Here is a 20,341-nt window from a genome sequence, read left to right on the forward strand (position 1 = left end):
CCCCCTCAATTAGAACTCTCCGCCCGGGTAGTAATACTCCCTGCGCGCTGGCGTTCGGCCCGCCCCCCCCCCCCCCCCCCCCCCCCCCCCCCCGCGAATCGCTGGGACGACTGTTCAGGGGTGGAAGTGCTTCCGTGGCTCGTCTAGCAACTCGGTGGCCAGCTCGGCGAACATGCCGGTGATCGGACGAAGCTGGTCCCGGTCCACCTTGTCGAGCGTGTCGCACTCGTCGTAGAGGTAGATCGGCGCCGAGATGAAACTGATGACCGGAATTCCCGCCTGGTAATGAAAATCGGCATCAGTGGGCATTTCCGCGGTGGGGAGGAACGAGGTCGGAAGGAGCATGATCCGGTCGAGTGGACTCGTTAGTTTCACGAGCAAGTCTTCGACTTTCTGTCCGGTTCGGTGCAGCACCAGCCGGAGTTCTGATTCGTCGCCTGTCACCAATTCGCCATCGACAACACGGCCAGACCGTGCGATGTGCTCGATGGCGATATCGATAAGGATCTCTCGACCGTCTTCTGGGTGGTCGACGTACTTATCAACGAACGCCTGATGTGCTTCGTATCCGGTGAAATGGGTATCCATGCTGGCGAAAATGAGGGTACGGGCGCGGTCCTGTATGGGGATGGATGCGAAGTACTCCGCCAGGGCGATCACGACCGCAGTCCCGCTCGCGTCTTCGACCGCTCCGGACCACACTGAATCGTGGTGCGAGTGGATCAAAATGGATTCGGAGCTACGTCCGGGCAGGACCGCCACCGGACTGTATCCGGTTGCCGGCTCGCGGCGGCCGTGCAACGACAGCGTAGCCTCAACGACGGGGGTAGCACGTAGACGGGCCCGGACCTCGTTCGCTTGCCTGCGAGTGATCCACATTCCTGGAATAGGTATATCACCGATATCCTCGTTGATATACCTGTTGGAATCGAAGTAGTCGGCCAGTACGGCGATAAATCCAACGGCCCCGGACTGTACGAGACGAGGAATGATGTCGGGCAGTGACGTATGGTAGGGGTCGATGAGCTTCCCTTCGGGCAACGTGCCATCAGGGAACGAGGTGGAGATTTCATGGCCCGCTTCCGCAGCGACGTCGGAGCCGATGAAATGTACATCAAAAATGACGATCGCACCTGTTAATTCTTCGGCGGTTGGCGAGCTGTCGAGATCAACGAGCCGCGCAGTGTAGCCATCGCTGCCGGTGGAGAACTCCGCAATGTCGTTCTCGCCTATGAACGAGTGTGTGACCGGGAAGCACGGTACGTCTGCGCCGCCGACGGTCAATCCCCAGTGATCTGCCTCCCAGCGGGTGGAGTGGCACTCATCGATGCGAACGTCGGTGATGCCGAGCGCGCGGAAAGTATCGGCAACATAGTAGGCCGAGGATTTTCCTTCGGGGGTGCCGGTTCGTCGTGGCCCGATCGAAACCAGATCGTGGATGGTGTTGAAAATCTTATCAGTGCTGGGAAGCAGCTCAGGTTTGAACGTGTTGGTCACTTGAATTCCTCTTTTTCTGTCGTGTTACCCAACAGGCGTGCGGCGAGGTGTTCGCCGACTCGGACGGCGCCATCGACGTGCAGGAAACCGTGCCCGGCTGTGTCGCTGCTGCCGAACTCAAGGGGCCCCGCCGGCTTGAGCAGGGCTGCTCCGTAGCGGGTCAGGCCTCCCAGGTCGAACGTGCTCCCGTAGGCGCCGCCGGTCAGCTCCTGGTGCTGCCAGTCGGATTCCACGTAGAGCAGTGGGTCACGGGCTAGATCACCGAAGTAAGCCGCCAGCGAGTCGAGAATCCGCTCGCGACGTGCCCTGCCGCTGAGGCGGCTCACCTCATCGGCGTTCACATCGGAGACGAACCCGACAAGGAACCCGCGCTGATCGTCGGCCGGAGCGTTGTCGTAGACCTCGTGCACCACCTGATACGGGCTGAATCCGGTGCCGCTGAGCCCTTCTTCGCGCCAAAACGGGTTCGGATACGCTGCTTGCACCTTGATCACAAGACCGAATGACTGATGCTCCATGGCCATCCTGCGCTCAGTCGGCAGCGCCGGCGAGAAACGGACCCGACGAAGCACTGGCGGCGGCACGGCCAGTGCGACCTGACATGCCCGGACCGTCTCATCCGCGGTGTGCACAGTGGCGCCGTGGTCATCCCACACAATCCGGGTGACCTCGACGCCCAGCCTTACTCGTTGTCCGAGCCGCTCGGCGAGTACGAGGGGGACCGACTGCAGGCCGCCCTTGACGCGCCGGTCAAGGATGACATCGGCGTCGAGCAGATTGCTGAACGAGCCTGCGCTCGCCGACATCTGGAGAGCCTGCAGCACGGAAAACGCGTGCGGCGGTTTGGTCAGCATCGCGGGTCCGATGTAGAGCGCGATGTTCTCGCACGCCTCACGATCGTCGCACTGCTGCTCAAGCCACGTACCGAAGGAGACCCGGTCCAACCGTCGTGCATCGGGATGCGTCCAGGGCCGCTGGGGATCGATTTGAGCAGCGAGTGCGTCGAGAGTCGCGGTCAGTGTCTGGATTCCGGCCGCAGTCCGCCCCCGCACCGGGAGCTCGTCGTCGAAGCGATGTGATCTTCCACTGCGGTCCAGGTAGAGAGAGTGCCCGGCCCGATGGCGAGTAAAGGTCTGCAGCCCGAGTTCGTCGAGCAGCGCCAGTAGTGCGGTCTGGTCGGGGGCGATCCACTGACCGCCCATCTCGAAGTCCGCCCCGTCATCGTCACCGTATCGCTCGGTGAGCAGCCGACCTCCGACCCGTTCACGGGCTTCCAAGACCACCACGTCACGTCCTGCCTCAGCCAAGCGCCACGCGGCGGTCAGGCCGGTCACCCCGGCACCGACCACCACCACGTCGTGTCCTGCATCCCGGGAAGTGCTGGTGAAACTCACGATTCGCCTCTCCATCGATCGAGAACGTCGAGCACTGCAACGGGGCGTGATTCCCGGGCTGGTGCCATGATGGCCTGGTCATCACCGGAGTGTTCGGCCCCGGCATACGACATTTCTGACAGGGGCCCGCCGAAATGGTTCTCGCCGACGAGGACGACCTCGTCGGTGATCTCGGTTCCCGAGACGTGGCTGGCACGTTTTGGTTTCGTTGCAGGACCTGATCCGGACGCCACACCTCGGTTTGACCCGTCAATAATTCTCAGGGGCTGGTGGGGGTACAGGCCGAGCGGAACGTGCGCAGTCGTCGATGACCATCGCACTATGAGTCGAACCCCAGCCCCAGACGATCGAGCAATCGCAGCCACACGTTGCGCCGTCCTGTACGGTCCTCGCGTTCCAATGACCAGCGAGTGATCCGGATGCCGAGCCAGGTGATCGGTTCGGGCGGGAACGGCATCGGTTTTTCCCGAACCATGCGCAGGCGGGTGCGTTCGGTATCGAGGCCGGCAAGCTGATCCAGCATGACGTCGGCGGCGAACCGCGAGGCACCCACGCCGAGTCCGGTGAACCCCGTTGCATAGGCAGTTCGGCCCCGGTGAGCGCGGCCGAAGAAAGCAGCGAAGCGAGTGGAAGTGTCGATGACCCCTGCCCAGCGATGGGTGAATCGAATTCCCTCAAGCTGAGGGAACGTATCGGCGAAGTGCTGCGCGAGCTTCTCGAAAGTGGTTCGCCGATCCTGAAGTTCGCTGCGGATGAACCTGCCGAAGTGATAGACGGCATCATAACCGCCCCAGAGAACCCGGCGGTCCGGTGTGATCCGGTAGTAGTGGAACTGGTTACCGGAGTCGGTCACACCGATGGCGGGGTCCCAGTTCAAAGAACGAAGCTGCTCGTCGGTGAGGGGCTCGGTCGCAAGGACGTAGTCGTAGACGGGGACGACCGACCAACGCGGCCGATTCAGCGGTCCGGGGAAGACGTTCGTCGCCAACACGACGTTCGCGGCGTGCACGGTACCGCCGGCGGTCGTAGCCCGGACCCGACCGCCTTTGTACCGCAGCGAGTCGAGTCGGGTGTGTTCATAGATCCGCACACCGTGCGCCTCAGCGGTGTCGGCCAACCCCCACGCCAATCGTGCCGGATCGACGACGGCGCAGTCGTCGCGGCTGTACCTCCCGGCAAGGTAGGTCGGTGAATCGACGATGGACCGGGTGGCAGTGGCATCGAGGAAACCTTCGCGGTCCGGGCGCAGCCGCAAGACCTCGTGCGAACGAGTGGCCACGGACAGCGAGCCCCCGCGGCGGAACCCGCAGGCGATGCCGTAGCGGCCGACGGTCTGCTCGATGTCGTCGAGGTTGCGCATGCCGATCTCGTCGAGCCGGTCGTACTCTTCGGGCCAGCGGGCGCGCCCGTTGTGCTCGCCGTGAGTGATGCTCGCCTCGCACAGCCCGCCGTTTCTGCCGGTGGCGTGTTCGGCAATGCGGTCGCCTTCAATGAGCACGACCCGGCGCCCCGGGTCGCGTTCGACAGCTCGAAGCGCAGTCCACAGGCCGGTGAAGCCCCCGCCGACCACAAGCAGATCGACTTCGATGTCGTCGGTGAGCGGAAGCCGCGGCGCGGGACGGTCGGGAGTGTCCAGCCACAGGGGGCGAAGTTTGGACCCTTCGAGCGGGTCAGGCCCCCACCCGCGCTCACGCGGCAGGCGCGGTCTGCTGATGCTCGGATCGCTCATCACTTCTCCCCGCTCGGCCGATGGCTCTCATCGGGACAGGTGGTCATGCATGCCTCCCGGCTGATCCCGTCCGGCCGGTCCGGTCGGGCGTGTCCGACGATAGCAGGAAGTATCCGTTGCGTTATACAACGTGTGTCGCACATAATCGGCATGATCTGTTGGGCTACCGGGTGTTCACCGCGGTCCGGGACGGGATGGAGCAGGCATGTCGGATGAGCTGTACTGGAAGACCGCCATGGAGATCGGGGAGCTCTACCGGCGTCGTGAGGTCTCGCCAGTCGAAGTGGTGGACGCCATACTGGATCGGATGGATCATGTCGACCCGCTGCTCAATGTCATTGTCACGAGGGCTGGCGACGAAGCACGGGCGCAGGCCCACAAGGCCGAACGTCGGCTGCGATCCGGTGAGCACCTCCCGCCGCTGTTCGGGATTCCGGTCACCGTGAAGGACCTCGTCGAGACCGCGGGGGTGCGCACCACCTATGGCTGTACGGCTTTCGCCGAATTCGTCCCGGACGACGATGCGATCGGCTGGGCACGACTCAAGCAGCAGGGCGCCATCCTGCTCGGGAAAACCACCACACCCGAATTCGGGCTACTCGGAGTGACCGAGAGCAAGCTGACGGGATCGACGAGCACGCCATGGCGGCCCGGGTATACCGCCGGCGGATCCAGCGGGGGTGCCGCCGCGGCTGTCGCCTCCGGGGTAGGGCCGGTGGCCTGGGGCACGGATGGCGGTGGCTCGATCCGAGTACCCGCTTCGCTATGTGGCGCGGTGGGAATCAAGCCGTCGATCGGACGGATCCCCACCGTCGACAACACCGACGGTGACGCGACAGAGGGGCCGATCGCGCGGACCGTGCTCGATGCGGCGCTGGTGTTCGAAGCGACCCACGGGCACCACCCCGCCGACCGCTTCTCGATACCGCGAGATACGCGCAGTTACGTCGAGGCGGCATGCACACCAGGCGATCTGACCGGCATCCGTGTCGCAGCCTGCTCCGATCTGGGACAGAGCGTCCTCGACCCTGAGGTGCGGGCGGCATTCATTCAGGCGCTGGAGGACATGCGCTCGGACGGTGCCGTGGTCGAGGAGGTGAGCGTGACACTGCCTGACACGGCTCAGTTTTTCGAACGTATCAACGGATTTGACTACCTGGAACTCGTCGAGCAGATGCATGCCAACGGCGTCGAACTATGGCCGATGTGCCACGACCTCGCTCGACGTGCCGAGGGTGTCACCGGCAAAGAGGTCAACTGGGCTTTCCGTGAAGGAAAGACCGAAATCTACAACGCCTTCGCCACGGCCATGGCCGGAGCGGACGTGCTCGTCACCCCCACGACCCCGGTGTCGGCCTTCCCCCACGGTGGCGATCGCGGCCCGATCCGCCTCGTCGACGGCCAGGAAGTCCCTCCACTGGGCATCCTGATCCATTCGATGACCGAGCCGCCCAGCCATGCCGGCTTGCCAGCGCTGAACCTGCCCTGTGGCTTCGACTCAGAAGGCTTACCGATCGGCCTGCAGTTCGTCGGCCACCTGTGGGCTGACGCCGATGTCATCTCCATCGCCGCACGGTACGAGCGCATCACGACCTGGCACGCTCGCCGCCCCGCACTGTGAGAAAGCACTTGTAAGCCGCTGCGGGCGGCCGTACCCCTCGCCGCGAAGTAGTGCCGCCGCTCGGGCCGATCGCCTGAACCAAAAGATGAGTGGGCCGACTCAGCGGTGACGAGTCGGCGGACCCGGCGGTCTCGTCTATGATCGCGTCGTTGTACAACGATGTGACCGATAGAAGCGGGGGCGGCGCAGTGCCGATTCATGTCGACCATGAGCAGCGGCGACAGGAGATCGTGGCCGCGGCGACCGCGGTGCTGGGAGAATCCGGGTTCGCCAAGTTCACGCTCCGCGCTGTCAGCGACCGACTCGGAGGTTCGGTCACAATGGTCACCCACTACTTCCCGAACCGGGAGGCGTTGCTGACACGAATGCTTCAGGAAACCCTGGACGAGGCGCAATCCATGCAAGAGGAACTCGCCTCGATCGAAGACCCACATGACCGCATCGAGGCAGTAGTCCGATACTTCCTGCCGATCGACGAGGAGGCGATGGCCGTCGAGCGCGCCCGTGTGGCGCTGGTAAGCCACCGCAATGTGGAACCGGCCGTCGCACGACACCTCGACCGCATCGAACCCGGTATGCGCGACCTGATCAAGAATGCGGTACAAAGCTTGATCTCGCCCGAGGAGCTCGACGCGACAGTAGACCTCATCCGACTATGGACCAGCGGCGTCGTGCTGTCGGCAATCGAACACCCAGAGTTGTGGACCGCCGAAAGGCAAATCGAAGCAATGCGCCACTTCATGCGGCTACTCAACCTGCCGGTGAAGGTGTCTTGGCGGTGATGGTGTTCAGGGCGTGTCTCGTTTGGATCTTGACCCGCCATCCGGGGTGATCGTCCGTTGTGGTTGATGCGTTGTCGCGGCGGTTGGTTCCTGACGAGTTGTGGGAGCTGGTCGAGCCGTTGATTCCCGAGGTCAGGGAGCGTCCGCAGGGTGGCGGCAGGGCGCCGGCGGATGCTCGGATGGTGTTCACGGCGACCGTGTATGTGCTCACTAGTGGGTGTGCGTGGCCGTGGCTGCCACCGTCGTTCGGGGTCACGGTCCCGACCGCGCACCGGTGGTTCGTGCGCTGGACCGAGGAAGGGCTGTGGGCGCGGATCCATCACGCGGTGCTGGACGAATTAGGTGGCCAGGGCTTGATCGACTGGCCCCGAGCGGTAGTGGACGCCGCCCACGTGCGCGCCAAAAAAAGGGGACCTATGACCGGCCCAAGCCCGGTCGACCGCGGCAAACCCGGTTCGAAACTGCATGTGCTCTCCGATGCCACCGGGATCTCTGCGGGCAACACCGCTGATGGCGAGGCGATGATCCCACTGGTCAACGCGATCCCGCCGATCCGCTCCCGACGCGGGCCGCGACGCCGCAAGCCCGCCAAGCTGCATGGCGACAAGGCCTACAACAGCCGCGAACGTCGCCGATGGTCGCGGGACAAGGGAATCCGACCCCGGCTGGCACGCAAGGACATCGAGTCCAAGGAACGTCTCGGCCGCCACCGGTGGGTCATCGAACGCTCCATGGCCTGGTTCACCGGCTACCGCCGACTGACCCTGCGCTACGAACGCCGCGCCGACACCTTCAAAGCCTTCCATGCCCTGGCCGCAGCCCTCGTCTGCTTCAAACGACTCCAAAACACCAAGTGAGACACGCTCTTAGTGGTCGTGTGGCCCTTTTCTTTACCTGTTGTGGGGGTGTTGGAGTTGTTCGGCGAGGAGGAGGGTGTCGGGGTGGGGTGTGGTGTCGATGTCGGCGAGTGTGCTGTGGAGCAGGGTGAGTGTGCGGGCGATGTCGTCGGTGTGGTCGAGGGTGTGTTGCAGGCGCATGATGTCGCGGTAGAGCGGCTCGTGGAATGGAGCGAGGTCTCGGGCGTGTTCGAGTATTCCCAGGGCGCGGTGCGGGTCGCGTGGGGCGAGTGCGCGGGTGTGTGCGGTGATGGTGTCGAGGTAGGTGCGGCGGGCGTGTTCGCGGACGGGTTCGATCCAGGTGGTGTCGATGCCGTCGGCGAGGTCGCCTTGGTAGACGGCGATGATGGTCTCGTGGGCTTCGGCACGCTGGGTGTCGGTGGTCGCGGTGCGGCGGGTGGTCACGGCGGTGGTGAAGTCGTGGTAGTCGGTGGTGGCCAGGATGGTGTTGAGGCGGTAGTGGCCGTGGCGGGCGTGCACGAGTTCGCCGAGGTCGTGATCGAGGCGGGTCAGGATTCTGCGCAGCCGGGACAGGGTGGTGTTGAGCGCGTTGCTGCCCGGAACGGCTTCGCCCCACAACGCTTCCAGGATTTCGTCCCGCCCGGCACCGCCGGGGTTCAGGGCGAGGTAGACGAGCACGTCCCGCATCCGGGGCTGCAACCCGACCTCACGAGGACCCGATTGCTGGCCGGGCTGGTGCCAGTGCAGGCGGGGCTGGCCGAACACGGTCACCCGCAACCTCGCTGACTGTTCCGCCGGGGCCTCGGGCTCGGCGTGCGGTGCACGCGGCGCAGCGGGCGTGGTGGAGGGCGGACTCTCGGGCTCGGCCTCGTGTTCGTCAGGACCGGGGCTCGGCGAGACGGTCATGAGGGCGGGCGGGCGTGCCGTTCGGGTGGTCTCCTGCGCGCGGGAGTCGTCGCCGCGGTGGGCGGAGACGCTGGGGCCGGCGGCCTCGCCGGGATACTCATCGGCGAGGTCGTCATCGCTGGAGGTATCGGGCTCAAGGCGAGTGCGGTGCACGGCGACCGGGAGTGGATACACGGTAGGAAGTGGGCTGCCTGCGGTCTTGGGGATGTGGCGTAGGCGGAACCGATACCGCATCACCACGGCGGCGCCCACGAGCCCGGCTGTGGACAGGACCGCGATCACTCCCGGCGACGGCGGCCCGCTCGGTGAACGGGCCGGGGGTGTGCGATCAGGTTGGGAGGGCGGTGTCACCGGGGCCTTCGGCGCAGGCCCTGGACGAGGCTGGATCGGCTCGTTCTCTCCGGCAGGTGGTTTCGGAGGCTGCGTAGCCGGGTGGGTGGTGTTGGTAAGTGGGAGGGCGAGCCGCCATCCGGGCATGAGGACATGCGGGTAGCGCAGCGTGCGGTTCGACGCTTGAGTGCGCCCCTGGTAGAGGTCGAAGATCTCCTGCCATCGATCGGGGTCGCCGAGGTGGTGTTGGGCGAGGCCGGTGAGGGTGTCGTCGTTGCCGACGGTGACCCACCGGACATCGTCCGGGAGTGGCGGGGGTTCGGTGCGCACGGCGTCGTCGGGCATCCGCAGCCACTGCCCGGCCGGCAGGTATCGGGGTTCGGGTGAGAGGTAGGGGTTGAGGTGGGTGATCTCGGTCCACCGATTCCCGTCGCCGAGGTGAATTTGGGCGAGGAGCCAGAGGCTGTCGCCGCGGTGAACGAACACCGCGGGTCCGGCGGGGCCGGAGACGGACGGGCCGGGGGCGTGGTGCCCGTCCGTCTCCGGTGCGGCCGACGGCACTTCGGGGTTGTGCTGTGGGCCGCCGGGGTGGCGGGGCGCGTTGGCCGCCACCGGGTTCGAAGGCAGTGCACTGGCGAGACTGGGGGTGGCGGTGCCGAGCAGGACGGTGCCGGTGACCAAGGCTGTGATCCACCCGCGTGTCCCGTCGGGTCCGTGTTCGCGGAGCTGCCTGGTCCCGTAGCGGAGCAGGAGGTAGGTGTCTTCGGTGATCCAGCAGATCGTCACGCCCCAGAGGGCCCACATGAACAGCAGGCACCCGCCGACCACGAAGCCGTCCACGCCGAGGGTGAGGCGGATCTCGTGATAGCTGTCCACCGTCCAGGCCCGGAAGTGTGCGGACTCGAATTCACCGAGGAACCCAGTGTGCAGCGGTGGCCAGGTGAGTTCGGGCCAGTCGGACCACTGGGTACCCAGCACGAGCAGCGCGGGCAGGACCGTGAGCAGGAACAGCAGCCCGAGCAGAATCGGGAGCCGTCGCAGGAACGCGAGTAGCAGGATCATGGGGCGAGCCCGGAGTTGCTGGTGCCGACACCGAGCTGCGCCTCGGCGTGCCCGGTGACGTGGTGGATCGGGTCGAGCAGGCCGATGACGGCGGGTTCGGTATGGGTCACGGTGACGCGCACGGTGCGCTGCCCGTCGAGGGTGACCTCGCCGCGGTGCCCGCTTGCCGCCAGCGCGTCTTGGGCGGCCGAGCGTGCAGTCGCGGTGTCGAGGGTGATCTGGGGTGTGCGGGTGTCGAGGGCGGTGAGGGCGGCGCGGGCGGCTTCGGCTGCGACGGCGTCGGCTCGGGCCAGCGCCCGCATCCGGTCGGCCCCGTCCACGACGAGTGCGAGCACGAGCAGGAGGGCGGGCAGCAGGACCGCGACCAGCACGCTCACCGAACCCCGATCCGGGTGGTGGTCGTGGGGTGTCATGTGCGTCCCCGGAACGGGTCGAGTGGGCTGGTGAACTCCGTGTGCAGTGGGATGCTGCCGGGCATGGCGGGCAGGGCGAGGTCGGCGAGTGCCACGGTGCAGGAGGCCCGTACTGCGACGCTGCCGGTGCGGCCGAGCGGTACGTCGAAGCCGCTGGTGTCCACGGCGAGGGCCTGCTGTCCGCAGTGTAGGCCTTCCTGCGCCAGGGTGTCGCGGGCCGTGGTGCTGGCTGCGGCGTGTGCTGCGGGTGCGGTGCGGGCCAGCGAAGCCGCGCGGGCGGCGGCGGTAGTGGCGGTGTCCAGGGCGGCGTGGGCGCCCACGATCCGCCCGCCCGCGATCACCACGGCCAACACCACCAGCACCACTGGGGTGAGCACGGCGAGCTCCACGCTCGCCGAACCCTCCTCCGAGAACGTGTTCCACGGGCGCTTCATGATCTGCCTCCCGGCGTCGTGAACCTCTCCCGTTCGGCCGTCGCCGTGCGGGTGACGCGGAACTCGAGGCCGGGGATGGGCAGCACGCGCGGCGCGGTCGCCGACACCCGCACCATCACCGCCTCAGCTGCGGTTTCCACGCTCGTGGTGGGGTCGGTGGCGGCGTTCGGCGCGCGGGTGAGGAAGTCGGCGGCGGCGTGTTCTCCGGCGCCTGGGGTGGCGTTGTAGGTGCGGGCGGCGTGCAGGCCGGTGGCGGCGGCGTGCTGGCACAGGCTGCGGGTATGCCACCACAACCCGGCCTGCACGACCGAGACCAGCAGCACCAGCGCCAGCCCGACCAGCACCGCGGTTTCCACGGTCTCCGAACCCCGATCCGAGTAGATGAGTCTGGTGTGGACAGACATGGGAGAGGGTCCTTCGGCTAGTGGATTTGGCCTTGGTACTTGTTGACCACGGCGGTGATCGCGGCGCCGAGCCCGACCGCGACGGCCAGGCCGATCGCGGTCAACACGGCCTTCTCGGTGGTCTCGGAACCGGTGTCGTCGAACCGGATTCGGCGGACACGGGAGGCGAGCTGGTCGAGGACGTCGGTCGTGGCGAGCACGAGCGTGAGCACCCAGTACTGAAGCGCGTCGAGGCTGCGGTGCAGGGCGTGGCGGGTTGTGGTGTGCATGAGCGGTTCCTTCCGATCAGGTGGTGAGGAGCTGGGCGAGGGTCGGGTAGAGCACGAGGCCGAGGATGGCCAGCATCAGCAGCGAGGTCGGCAGAGTGAGGCGTTCGCTGCGGGAGTGGGCGTCGGCGGTGTCGGCGGCGAGCGCGGCATGGCGAAGCGAGGCGGCTTTGGTGTGCAGGCTGGTGGCGATGGCCGCACCGTCGGCGGCGGTGTCGGCCAGGTCGGCGACCTCGGCGAGCTCCGAGAGCCGAAGCCGGTCGCCGAGGTCGCGCAGCGCGTCCCAGGGGGTGTGGCCGAGCCGGTGCGCTTGCGCGACGGTGGCCCGGATGCGCAGGAACAGCGGGTGCTCGGTGAGCTCGGCGGCCTCGCGCAGCGCGGGTGTGGCGGCGCGGCCGGCGTTGCGTTCTTGGGCGACGAGGTCGAGGTAGACCGCGAGCACACGGCGGTAGTCCTCGCGGCGCCGTGCGGCGGCGTCGCGGAGCTGGAAGTAGGGGAGCATGCCGCCGAGCCCGGCCCCTCCCACGACGCCGAGAATCACGGCGGGCGTGGGCGGCACACCGGTGATGCTTGCGAGCAGGCCGATCCCGGCTCCGGTCGTGGTGCCGAGCGCCGTCCCGCGCACGCGCTGGGCCAGGTACTGCTGTGGGGTTCGTTCCAGCAGGTCGAGGTCGGTGGTGGGGAGCCCGAGCCAGGGATGCCGGGCTCGGGCCGCCCGGCTCGCGAGGCGGGCGGTGAGCAGGCGGGGGTCGCTGGTTTCGGCGGTGCGGGTGGTGATCTGGTCGAGTGCGGCGTCCAGGCGTAGCGGTGCTGTGGGCAGCATCGCGGCGAATGCCAGGGCCAGTCCGGTGCCGAGGGTGAGTCCGAGCAGCAGGGCGAGGGGCATCATCGGGCCTCCCCGGTGGTGAGGTAGCGGCGTGGTGGGGGTGGGGTGGTGAGCCGGTGCATCCACACCAGCGCGCCCGCCCCGAAGACCGCGATCCCCGCGAGTACGAGCTGGCCGGTGCCGGTGGAGAACGGTGCGAGGTAGGGCCCGGCGAAGATCAGTAGCCCGGCGAGCGTGGTCAGGGTGATGCCGATCAGGGAGCGCACCGTGGTACGGGGTTTGGCCCGGTCGGCTTCGACGTCCCGGCGGGCGGCGATCTCGCGTGCCTGGGCGTCGGCCTGGCAGTGCAGGAGTTCGGCGAGGCCGCGTCCGCCGGTGCGCAGCCGCAGCAGCAGGGCGAGCACGATCGCGTCGGCCGCGGGATCGGCGAGCTCGTCGGCGAAGGCCCGCAACGCGGCTTCCATGCCGTGTGTGCGGGACCGTTGTGCGAGCCGTCCGACCGGTTCCACCAGCGGTTCTGGTGCGGTGGTTGCGGAGCGGGTGATCGCCTGGGCGAGTCCTCCGGCCCCGGAGGCGAGCAGGTCGGCGACACGCCGGGTCCAGGTCACCAGCGCTTCGGCGCGTTCGATGCCGTGCCGGGTGTGGCTGGGGGAGAGCAGGTGGGGCAGGCCGAGCACGCCTGCGGCGACTGCGATGCCGCCGACCGGCCACCCGGTCACCCACCAGGCCCCTGAACCGAGGCCGACGGCGACGAGGGCGAGCCGGAGCCACCGCGCCGACCACCATCCCGGGGATGGGCGGTGCCGTATCGGCGTGCCGCTGCGTCCATAGAGGACGATCAGGATGGCGAGGGCGGCAGCGAGCCCGCACGCTGCGCCGGTGAGAACGATGCCGTTCATCGGCGATCACCCGCGAACACCGGTGGTGCGAACACGTCGGGGTCGAGCCCTGCGGCGTGCAGGCGGGAGAGCAGGCGGGGGCTGGGCGGGCCGACCGGGATGGCGTGGTGCTGGCCGGGTGGGGTGGCGAATAGCGTGGTGAGGTCCGGGCCGTCACCATCCCCGATCGGGCCGACTTCGACGATCTCGCCGATGGTGCGGTGGCGGCCGTGGGGGGTGTCGTGGCGGGTGACGTGGACGATGAGGTCGAGCGCGGAGGCGGTCCAGCGGTGCGCGGCGGTGATCGGCAGCGGCGGGTCCGCGAGCTGGCCGAGCGCGGCGATCCGGTCCGGGACGGCGGCGGCGCTGGTGGCGTGCAGGGTTCCCAACCCCCCGGCGGCCCCGTTGCCCAAGGCTCGCAGGAGCGCGGTGATCTCCCCGGCACGGACCTCGCCGACGATCACCCGCGACGGCGAGTGCCGTAGCGCCTGCTTGAGCAGGTCGTCGAGGGTGATCTCGCCGGCGCCTTCGGCTCCGGCGGTGCGGGCTTCCCACGCGGTGACCAGAGGGTGTCGCCGCTGGTCGAGGTGCAGGCCGAGTTCGTAGTCGTCTTCGACGGTGATCACGTGCTCGACCGGGGAGATCTGTTGGCACAACGCGCGCAGCAACGTCGTCTTGCCGGTGTAGGGGCCGCCGCTGACGAGGATGTTGAGCCCGGTGGCGACCGCCGCGGCCAGGAAGGCGTGGAGGCGGTCGTCGAGGGTGCCGTTCGCGTGGAGGTCGTCGAGGGTGGCGTGGGCGAGGCGGTGGCGCCGGATCGCCACGCGCGGCCGATCGCACACTTCCCGCACCGCCGCCACGCGTGCTCCGAGTGGACCGCCGAAGGGGATGCGCATGTTCGCGATCGGGTGGGCCGGGGAGAACTCCCGGCTCGTGCGCCCGAGGCGCGCGAACATCTCCCCGAGCAGATCCAGTAGCGCGTCGTCGGAGTCGGCGACCGGGTACGGCCAGCGTTTCGTCGTGCCGTCGGCGCATTCCACGAGGACCTGGTCGTGGCCGTGGATGTGGATGTTCTCGATCTCGTCGCGGTCCAGTAGCGGGGCGAGGCCGCCGAGCCCGGCGACCGCACCGCGCACGGCCGTGGCGAGGCGGCGCTCCGCCGGGTGGGACAGCTCGGGCAGACCGCGGCGCGCCCGGTCGGCGACCCAGGCCGTGACCTCTTCGCCGACGACTGCCTCCCAGTCGCGCTCCCCGCCGTCGAGCCGGGCCGCGACCATCGTGCGAAGAGCTTGGACGGCTTCGGGGACGGGGATCGGGTCCCCGTCGTCGAACCAGGGCAGCAGCGTGTTCATTCGTTGCCCGCTTTCAACAGGTCGAGCGCGGCGTTGGTCTCGAACCGCACCGGACGGTGGGCTTGGTGGTGCAGGGCGCGGGCGTTGCGGCGTGTCGCTTTCCACAAGGGCCGCCGCTCGAGGCGTGCTGGGATCCGGGCACCGTCGCTGAACACCTGCGCGCTCATCGCGTCCTCGGGCACGGTTAGGCCCACCGGCAGTCCGAGCACTGCGGCGGTGTCGGCTGTGCCGTGGGAATCGGCTGCCAGCACCGCCAGTTCCACCGCGGCATACCGGTCGGCCAAGTGGCGGGCGAGATCGGTGCTGCCCGAGCACGACCGCAGGCTCGGCCGCACCGCCAGCAGCACCCGGTCCGCTTCCGCGAGCAACGGCCACGGGGTCGCAGGCGACCACCGCCCGGCATCGACGAGCACGTCCGGGCCGGAGCGGGAAAGATCCCGCAGGGCGCTGGCCAACCGGGACCAGCCCTCCGAATCGATCGCGGTGGTCTGCTCGCGGTGCAGCACCCCGGGCAGCACCCGCACGTGCCGGGCGTGCGGCACCTCTTGGGCGTGACCGGCGAGCCCTTCGGCAGGAACGGAGGGCATGCGGCGGGTGCTGGCGGCGAAGGTCACCACCCCGTCGGTGGTGATGCGCCCGTCGACCCACCATCGCGACAGCCACCCCGGCACCAGGGACCCGCGCACCGGGTCGGCATCGACCGCCAGTACCGGCCCCGGCCACGCCGTGGACAGTGCCGCGACCGTGGTCGACACCCCCGGAGCACCGAGGGCACTGATCAACTCTGTGATCGCCATGACGACGTTCTCCTTCCACACAGGGAAAATGGGGTTAGCGGGCGGGGCCGAGGAGGCTGACCTGCGCTCCGCCCACGGCCGCCTCGACCGCGGCCGTGGAGGTGGTTTCGGGGATGAGGACGTCGGCGGTGATCGCCCCCTCGGCATCCGGTAGTGAGGTGCGCACCACCCGCGCGAGGAACTCCTGCCCGTCGGTGGCCTGCGTCGTGCTGGCCGTGGTGTCGTCCGGGGCGGGGTGCACGGCGATCGGATCGTTGGGCGTCAGCCCGCCCGCGGGGTAGTGCCCGGGATCGAGGCGCAGTCCGAGGACCCGCTGCCCCGGGCCTGGCACCGCTTGTGCGGATACGTCCCGCTGGGACAGGAGATCTCCGGTCCGCAGGTTCGCTGCGGCGACCTGGCCGATGAACCCGGACCGCGCAGTATCGGGGACGGCGAACGCGCCGACCTCGGCTGGAAGGTCGCGTGCGACGACGTCGTCCGGGGTGATCGGCTGGCCCCACGCCACGTCCCGGGCGAGCACGAGCACCGGTGCCCGGTCGGCCAGGTGCGCCACCAGCGCCGCGTTCCCCGCGACCGCCGCGGCGATCAGCACCCCCGAGGTGATCCACACCCACCGTCGGCGCCGACCAGGCACCCGCGGCGGTGCCGATTCCTGCTGTCGCGACGGCTCCGCCGGCGCGGGTGGTGTGCTGGTTGTGGACATAGTTCTCCCCAATGCAGAAAGGAAAAAGTGCGAAAGCGAAGTGAGTAGTGATGCGGAGGTGTCAGCCGGTGGTGAGTGCTTGCGCCTCGACGACCGCGAGATCCACGTCTGCGCGGGAGGTCATCTCCGGCAGCGTCCCGCCGACGGGCACGGTGCCGTCGAACCCGCGCCACGACACGGCCCAGGTGATCGCCCACTGCGCCCGCACCTGCTCGCCTGGGGCCCCGGCGGAGGAGCGTTCGTAGACGAGATCGCAGTCCGGCGAGGGGGCGTGCAGCCCGGCGTCGCGGGTGTACGGAGTGCCCGGTCCCGGGCACGACACCCTCGCCTGCCCGTTGCCGGGATCGACGCTCAGCCGGGTCGGGGTGGCGGTGACCTCGGCCCACACCGCACCGGACTCGACTCGCCGCGACACCGGCACCCACCGGGCCCGCTCGGTCCGGAACCAGGTGTGCTCACCGACCACCGTCGCCGCGCGACCATCCGGTAAGGCCACGTCGGGCGAGTGCGCCGGCGTCGGCAACGGCAGCTGCAACTGCTCGACCGCCTGCCCGGCCAGCGCACCCGGAGACGGTGGTGCCGCAGGATCACCGAAGTCCGGGAAGCGGAACTCCGGGATCGCGGTGAACCACTCCGGAACTCCGTCGCCGCTCGACCAGCTCAACCCCAGCGGCGGACCCGGAACACCCGATCCCACCCCGCCGCCTGGCTGTGCCGAACCCGGTCTGCCCGTGCCCGGTGCAGTGCCGCCGGTCGCCGCGCCGAGATCGATCGACGGCGGTCCGAAGAGGCCGTCGGCATCTCCCGGGCTGACCACAACTCCGCTTTCGGCGACGACCGCAGGAGACAGCAGGACCGTGCCGTGCAGCGCACCGACCATCGCGACGGCGAAGCACGCGCCCCGCATCAGCACACACCCTTCGGGTAGTCGATCCGCGTGACCCGCCAAGCGCCGTTAGGGCCGCGCTGGAGGCTGCCTGACACCGGGTTGCGCGCCACCCCGACCGTCTTCGGTTCCCCGGAGGACGCATCGGCCTGTCCCGCGCTGCTGGAATCCTGGCAATCGGTGACGACTGCGCGATCGGAGCCAAGGCGGACGTCGCTGATCCGTGGATGGACCTCGCCGTAGAGGACGATGCGGTGTTCGCGCTGATGGCCGAGGTTGTCCAAGATCGTCTCGGCCATCGACCCGGCGGCCACCTGTTCCAGCTCCGGACGCCACCGCTCGGCCGGGTGCTGCGGCAGCCCGCGCGAGACCACCCAGAACCGCTCGTAGGCCTCTGCGACCGCGGCCTGCTCGTCGGAGAACCGGGCGTCCGCGTGCGGCGGGGGAGCGATCGGAGGCTCCGGGGCCGCAGGCTGCGGAGCCTGCGCGCACCCCGTCAACCCGGCCATGATCACGCCAGCAACGGCAGCCACGCACCGAGCAGCAACCCCGGCCCGGCCGCGATTCGCACGCCCGGCCCCCGCAGCCCGGAAAGCCACGCCCCCGCCGCGAACATCCCGAGCACCAAGTGCGCCGTGACCAGCCCGGCCAGCACCGCGAACCAGCCCGACCACGCCCAATACGGCGTCAGCGCCACCAGCAACAGCGTGTCCCCGAACCCGATGTGCCCAGGCACCGCCCACTGCACCAGCAGCCCCACCGCCAGCACCATCACGCTCGCAGCCACCAGCCGGGGAAGCACCTCCGGCCGGAGACCACCGAAGACCACCATGCCGCCGAGCAGCAGGATCGCCGTCCACGGATGCGGCAACCGGTGGTGCACCGAGTCGATCAACCCCAACACCACCCCGACCACCGCCAGCCACCACCACGCCGCCAACGCCGGATCCCCACCGAACCGCGCCTGCACCGCCGCCGACAACAACGCCAAGCTCGCCCCGGCCACGACCGGCATCCACCACCGGGGAAGCCAAGGCACCAGGCTCACCGCGATCAGCGGCGCAGCTGCCAGACCCCACAACATCGTGATCATGAGCGCCACCGTGTCCTGCGCAGGCCGTCATCGTGCGACTCCAAGCACCGCGCCCCGCCGACTGGTGCGGGACCGTCCCCGTCCTGGGTTCGCCTGCTGCTTGTCGGCGTAGGCTGCGGCTTCGGCCACGCGCAGCAGGCCCTCCAGGCTGTGGCCGTTCTCTTCGGCAGCCTTCGCAACTCCAACCGATGCCCTGACCTCGATTTGCTGCCCATAGGGCAGGTCGATCGGCGTCGACATCGACTGGCTGAATCCAGTGAGGTCGGCCATCGCGAGGTCCCGGACAACAACTCCGAACTCGTCGCCGCCAAGGCGGGTGACCACCGGAGCTCCGTCAGCGAACGCCCGATCCAACCGTCGTGCGACCTCTCTCAACACCGCGTCTCCGGCGATGTGTCCGTAAGTGTCGTTGACTTCCTTGAAGCAGTCGAGGTCAGCCCATACCAGCGCTGTGCGATCCGGTTCCCCGTGCAGACGGGCCTTCGCCACGGACTCCCAAGTCGAGCGCAGCGGTACTTCGGCGACCACATCCCATGCCCGCGCGCTCGCTGCTGCCAGTTCCGCCTCCAGAACTTCGGCGTACCGGCGCCAGAACTCGTTCCGCTGCCGAAGCTTGGAGACGTAGCTGTGCAAGGAGGAGAGCTTCCCAAAAGCCTTGGCTGCGTCTCGTCCATGGGCTGATAGCCAGGTGGGAAACCATGCCCGCGCAAGTGCGCTGGCGTGAGCTTTCGACGGCATAGCATATCCTTTCCGATCTTGACGGAAGCGGAGACCTTCGCCAGGCCTCGTCGCCCTGTGCTTCGGTGCAGGCGCGTGAGCTTTCGGCCTGGCCGGACCAGTTCTACTAGCTCACTATGGTGAGCTGCCTTCGGCAGTAAACCCATTATGAAGAGCTATCAACCCGATGTGCGGTGTTGTTCTTAGGGCCTGGCCCTCTATACTGCGATCAAGAAGGTGTGTGTCGCTGGGGGCTGCACCGCGAAGGAGGACAGATGCGCGGGGAGGACGCCGCAGGGCACGGGCACTCGGTGTTCGTGGCGCGGTTGCGCGGTCTCTTCGACGAGATCACCTATGTCGACGAAGAGGGGCGGCGGCGCCGGGTATCCAACCAGTACGTTGCCGAGCGCACGGGACTGTCCAAGAGCTACATCGACGGGCTGCGCAACGGTCGCAACACCAACCCTGGGCTGAACGTGCTCACCGCGCTGGTCTCCTTCTTCAACGCGCACCGTGGACCGGACACGCCGCCTGTCACGGTCTCCTTCCTGGCGGGTGACGATGCGTCGCCGGAGCAGGACGTGTCGTTGCAACAGCAGCTCGCCGACCGGGACGTCCGAGCCATCGCGATGAGAGCCGGGGAGGCTAGTCCGCATCAGCGGCGGCAGATTTTGGCGATGCTGGACGCGTTGAAGAACGTCGAGCCCGATCAGGGCTGAACGGCCGATTTCGTGCCTGGGCGGAAGATGGCTTTGGAGAGTTGAGTCAGCCAACGGACGTCGTCATCCAAGCTTGCGGTGTGCTCACCTTGAGGGATGGGCGCGTTGACGGGCCCGCCGACGGCCTCACTGCCTTCGTGGCGGGTTTCCTCCCTCGCTCGGAAGGCTTCCTCGACATTCGCGGCATGGACGTCCACTGCCGATGCAGCTGCGTCGGGTCGCACGGGGTAGTACGGGGCGAGCATGAGCAATCCATCACGAATCTCGCAGGCGCGACGATAGCGACGTGCGTGAATGCTCCACGGGCGCACGGCGCCGATCGGACGGCGCAAGGTCACCCCGGGGAACGTTTGGTGTACTCGTTTCCATAGCGGGCCGAGTGCGCGGTACTCCTGCCAGTGCCGCCACCACAGCGGTGCGGCTGCGGCCATGCTGACCAGGATCGGTAGAGCAAGCCCGACGGCCAGCCCGGGGATGGCTACGACGATGAACCCGAGGTAGACCCGGCGAAGTTGCGGGACGACCTCGTTTTCGGGGCCGAGGAGTACGCCGGCAGCGGTGGAGCTGGCCGACAAGAGGTTGGCAGCCACCGCTGCGCTAAGAACTGCTAACAGAAGGTTTGGGTGCGTCGGTGTTGGATGAGGCAGGTGGTGAGTTGGAGGAGGCTGTCGTGGA

At 68.2% G+C, this 20,341-nt stretch carries 22 protein-coding genes; 4 read left to right on the plus strand and 18 right to left on the minus strand.

Annotated features, from left to right (window positions below; translation table 11 throughout):
• Positions 1 to 114 precede the first annotated feature (114 nt).
• The 3 genes from LCD35_RS30450 to LCD35_RS11990 all read right to left on the minus strand — a co-directional run bounded on the left by LCD35_RS30450 (position 115) and on the right by LCD35_RS11990 (position 4,620).
• The gene (locus LCD35_RS30450) at positions 115 to 1,497 is read right to left on the minus strand and encodes a M28 family metallopeptidase (protein WP_225044186.1); all 1,383 of its coding nucleotides are present in this window, start codon (positions 1,495 to 1,497) and stop codon (positions 115 to 117) included.
• Positions 1,494 to 2,891: an NAD(P)/FAD-dependent oxidoreductase gene (locus LCD35_RS11985; protein WP_308011274.1), complete on the minus strand. Its 1,398-nt coding sequence runs from the start codon at positions 2,889 to 2,891 to the stop codon at positions 1,494 to 1,496. Before LCD35_RS11985 ends, LCD35_RS30450 begins: the two co-directional genes overlap by 4 nt.
• Positions 2,892 to 3,210: 319 nt before the next feature.
• Complete coding sequence (locus tag LCD35_RS11990; RefSeq protein WP_225044187.1) at positions 3,211 to 4,620, minus strand: FAD-binding oxidoreductase; 1,410 nt, start codon at positions 4,618 to 4,620, stop codon at positions 3,211 to 3,213.
• A 205-nt stretch (positions 4,621 to 4,825) separates the two neighbouring features.
• On the opposite strand from LCD35_RS11990, the gene LCD35_RS11995 reads away from it, so the two are divergent.
• The 3 genes from LCD35_RS11995 to LCD35_RS12005 all read left to right on the plus strand — a co-directional run bounded on the left by LCD35_RS11995 (position 4,826) and on the right by LCD35_RS12005 (position 7,880).
• On the plus strand, positions 4,826 to 6,241 hold the full coding sequence (locus tag LCD35_RS11995) for an amidase (protein WP_225044188.1): 1,416 nt from the start codon (positions 4,826 to 4,828) through the stop codon (positions 6,239 to 6,241).
• A gap of 149 nt (positions 6,242 to 6,390) precedes the next feature.
• Entirely contained in the window at positions 6,391 to 7,023 is a 633-nt protein-coding gene (locus LCD35_RS12000; RefSeq protein ID WP_225044189.1) for a TetR/AcrR family transcriptional regulator, read from the plus strand.
• A gap of 59 nt (positions 7,024 to 7,082) precedes the next feature.
• Positions 7,083 to 7,880, plus strand: coding sequence for an IS5 family transposase (locus LCD35_RS12005; protein ID WP_225044190.1), 798 nt, complete (start codon positions 7,083 to 7,085; stop codon positions 7,878 to 7,880).
• A gap of 33 nt (positions 7,881 to 7,913) precedes the next feature.
• Here the strand turns inward: LCD35_RS12005 and LCD35_RS12010 are convergent, their stop codons facing one another.
• The 14 genes from LCD35_RS12010 to LCD35_RS12080 all read right to left on the minus strand — a co-directional run bounded on the left by LCD35_RS12010 (position 7,914) and on the right by LCD35_RS12080 (position 18,863).
• Positions 7,914 to 10,178 (minus strand): BTAD domain-containing putative transcriptional regulator, encoded by a 2,265-nt coding sequence (locus LCD35_RS12010; RefSeq protein ID WP_225044191.1) that lies wholly within the window; start codon positions 10,176 to 10,178, stop codon positions 7,914 to 7,916.
• Positions 10,175 to 10,591, minus strand: coding sequence for a hypothetical protein (locus tag LCD35_RS12015; protein ID WP_225044192.1), 417 nt, complete (start codon positions 10,589 to 10,591; stop codon positions 10,175 to 10,177). The genes LCD35_RS12010 and LCD35_RS12015 overlap by 4 nt, the downstream gene beginning before the upstream one ends.
• A complete protein-coding gene (locus tag LCD35_RS12020; RefSeq protein WP_225044193.1) occupies positions 10,588 to 11,025 on the minus strand; it encodes a TadE/TadG family type IV pilus assembly protein in 438 nt (145 codons plus the stop codon). Before LCD35_RS12020 ends, LCD35_RS12015 begins: the two co-directional genes overlap by 4 nt.
• A complete protein-coding gene (locus tag LCD35_RS30305; RefSeq protein WP_304621299.1) occupies positions 11,022 to 11,429 on the minus strand; it encodes a TadE/TadG family type IV pilus assembly protein in 408 nt (135 codons plus the stop codon). The genes LCD35_RS12020 and LCD35_RS30305 overlap by 4 nt, the downstream gene beginning before the upstream one ends.
• Positions 11,430 to 11,446: 17 nt before the next feature.
• On the minus strand, positions 11,447 to 11,698 hold the full coding sequence (locus LCD35_RS12035) for a hypothetical protein (RefSeq protein ID WP_225044194.1): 252 nt from the start codon (positions 11,696 to 11,698) through the stop codon (positions 11,447 to 11,449).
• A gap of 16 nt (positions 11,699 to 11,714) precedes the next feature.
• Positions 11,715 to 12,584, minus strand: coding sequence for a pilus assembly protein TadB (locus tag LCD35_RS12040; RefSeq protein ID WP_225044195.1), 870 nt, complete (start codon positions 12,582 to 12,584; stop codon positions 11,715 to 11,717).
• Complete coding sequence (locus LCD35_RS12045; RefSeq protein WP_225044196.1) at positions 12,581 to 13,420, minus strand: type II secretion system F family protein; 840 nt, start codon at positions 13,418 to 13,420, stop codon at positions 12,581 to 12,583. Before LCD35_RS12045 ends, LCD35_RS12040 begins: the two co-directional genes overlap by 4 nt.
• Positions 13,417 to 14,751, minus strand: a complete 1,335-nt coding sequence (locus tag LCD35_RS12050) for a CpaF family protein (RefSeq protein WP_225044197.1) — start codon at positions 14,749 to 14,751, stop codon at positions 13,417 to 13,419. Before LCD35_RS12050 ends, LCD35_RS12045 begins: the two co-directional genes overlap by 4 nt.
• Positions 14,748 to 15,548: a hypothetical protein gene (locus tag LCD35_RS12055; RefSeq protein ID WP_225044198.1), complete on the minus strand. Its 801-nt coding sequence runs from the start codon at positions 15,546 to 15,548 to the stop codon at positions 14,748 to 14,750. Before LCD35_RS12055 ends, LCD35_RS12050 begins: the two co-directional genes overlap by 4 nt.
• Before the next feature lie 34 nt (positions 15,549 to 15,582).
• Positions 15,583 to 16,251, minus strand: a complete 669-nt coding sequence (locus tag LCD35_RS12060; RefSeq protein ID WP_225044199.1) for an SAF domain-containing protein — start codon at positions 16,249 to 16,251, stop codon at positions 15,583 to 15,585.
• Positions 16,252 to 16,312: 61 nt separating this feature from the next.
• Complete coding sequence (locus tag LCD35_RS12065; protein ID WP_225044200.1) at positions 16,313 to 17,158, minus strand: hypothetical protein; 846 nt, start codon at positions 17,156 to 17,158, stop codon at positions 16,313 to 16,315.
• Positions 17,158 to 17,652, minus strand: coding sequence for a hypothetical protein (locus LCD35_RS12070; protein ID WP_225044201.1), 495 nt, complete (start codon positions 17,650 to 17,652; stop codon positions 17,158 to 17,160). The genes LCD35_RS12065 and LCD35_RS12070 overlap by 1 nt, the downstream gene beginning before the upstream one ends.
• Positions 17,649 to 18,230, minus strand: coding sequence for a hypothetical protein (locus LCD35_RS12075; RefSeq protein ID WP_225044202.1), 582 nt, complete (start codon positions 18,228 to 18,230; stop codon positions 17,649 to 17,651). The genes LCD35_RS12070 and LCD35_RS12075 overlap by 4 nt, the downstream gene beginning before the upstream one ends.
• Positions 18,231 to 18,257: 27 nt before the next feature.
• The gene (locus tag LCD35_RS12080) at positions 18,258 to 18,863 is read right to left on the minus strand and encodes a GGDEF domain-containing protein (RefSeq protein WP_225044203.1); all 606 of its coding nucleotides are present in this window, start codon (positions 18,861 to 18,863) and stop codon (positions 18,258 to 18,260) included.
• Positions 18,864 to 19,222: 359 nt separating this feature from the next.
• Here LCD35_RS12080 and LCD35_RS12085 point away from each other — a divergent pair, with 359 nt between their 5' ends.
• Positions 19,223 to 19,666 (plus strand): helix-turn-helix domain-containing protein, encoded by a 444-nt coding sequence (locus LCD35_RS12085; RefSeq protein WP_224962149.1) that lies wholly within the window; start codon positions 19,223 to 19,225, stop codon positions 19,664 to 19,666.
• Here the strand turns inward: LCD35_RS12085 and LCD35_RS12090 are convergent.
• Positions 19,657 to 20,313: an MAB_1171c family putative transporter gene (locus LCD35_RS12090; RefSeq protein WP_308016906.1), complete on the minus strand. Its 657-nt coding sequence runs from the start codon at positions 20,311 to 20,313 to the stop codon at positions 19,657 to 19,659. The two genes, LCD35_RS12085 and LCD35_RS12090, sit on opposite strands and share 10 nt — an antisense overlap.
• Between the last annotated feature and the right edge of the window lie 28 nt (positions 20,314 to 20,341).

Origin of the sequence: Saccharopolyspora sp. 6V (genome assembly GCF_020176785.1) — a bacterium.
In the GTDB taxonomy this organism is placed as follows: Bacteria; Actinomycetota; Actinomycetes; order Mycobacteriales; family Pseudonocardiaceae; genus Saccharopolyspora_C; species Saccharopolyspora_C gregorii.

What these genes read in the sequence shown, in the direction of transcription:
- LCD35_RS12040 (WP_225044195.1), bottom strand. Translation starts at nt 12,584, where the DNA reads ATGATGCCCCTCGCCCTGCTGCTCGGACTCACCCTCGGCACCGGACTG.
- LCD35_RS12075 (WP_225044202.1), bottom strand. Translation starts at nt 18,230, where the DNA reads ATGATCACGATGTTGTGGGGTCTGGCAGCTGCGCCGCTGATCGCGGTG.
- LCD35_RS12055 (WP_225044198.1), bottom strand. Translation starts at nt 15,548, where the DNA reads ATGGCGATCACAGAGTTGATCAGTGCCCTCGGTGCTCCGGGGGTGTCG.
- LCD35_RS30305 (WP_304621299.1), bottom strand. Translation starts at nt 11,429, where the DNA reads ATGTCTGTCCACACCAGACTCATCTACTCGGATCGGGGTTCGGAGACC.
- LCD35_RS12015 (WP_225044192.1), bottom strand. Translation starts at nt 10,591, where the DNA reads ATGACACCCCACGACCACCACCCGGATCGGGGTTCGGTGAGCGTGCTG.
- LCD35_RS12060 (WP_225044199.1), bottom strand. Translation starts at nt 16,251, where the DNA reads ATGTCCACAACCAGCACACCACCCGCGCCGGCGGAGCCGTCGCGACAG.
- LCD35_RS12065 (WP_225044200.1), bottom strand. Translation starts at nt 17,158, where the DNA reads ATGCGGGGCGCGTGCTTCGCCGTCGCGATGGTCGGTGCGCTGCACGGC.
- LCD35_RS12050 (WP_225044197.1), bottom strand. Translation starts at nt 14,751, where the DNA reads ATGAACACGCTGCTGCCCTGGTTCGACGACGGGGACCCGATCCCCGTC.
- LCD35_RS12035 (WP_225044194.1), bottom strand. Translation starts at nt 11,698, where the DNA reads ATGCACACCACAACCCGCCACGCCCTGCACCGCAGCCTCGACGCGCTT.
- LCD35_RS12045 (WP_225044196.1), bottom strand. Translation starts at nt 13,420, where the DNA reads ATGAACGGCATCGTTCTCACCGGCGCAGCGTGCGGGCTCGCTGCCGCC.
- LCD35_RS12085 (WP_224962149.1), top strand. Translation starts at nt 19,223, where the DNA reads ATGCGCGGGGAGGACGCCGCAGGGCACGGGCACTCGGTGTTCGTGGCG.
- LCD35_RS12010 (WP_225044191.1), bottom strand. Translation starts at nt 10,178, where the DNA reads ATGATCCTGCTACTCGCGTTCCTGCGACGGCTCCCGATTCTGCTCGGG.
- LCD35_RS12020 (WP_225044193.1), bottom strand. Translation starts at nt 11,025, where the DNA reads ATGAAGCGCCCGTGGAACACGTTCTCGGAGGAGGGTTCGGCGAGCGTG.
- LCD35_RS11995 (WP_225044188.1), top strand. Translation starts at nt 4,826, where the DNA reads ATGTCGGATGAGCTGTACTGGAAGACCGCCATGGAGATCGGGGAGCTC.
- LCD35_RS11990 (WP_225044187.1), bottom strand. Translation starts at nt 4,620, where the DNA reads ATGAGCGATCCGAGCATCAGCAGACCGCGCCTGCCGCGTGAGCGCGGG.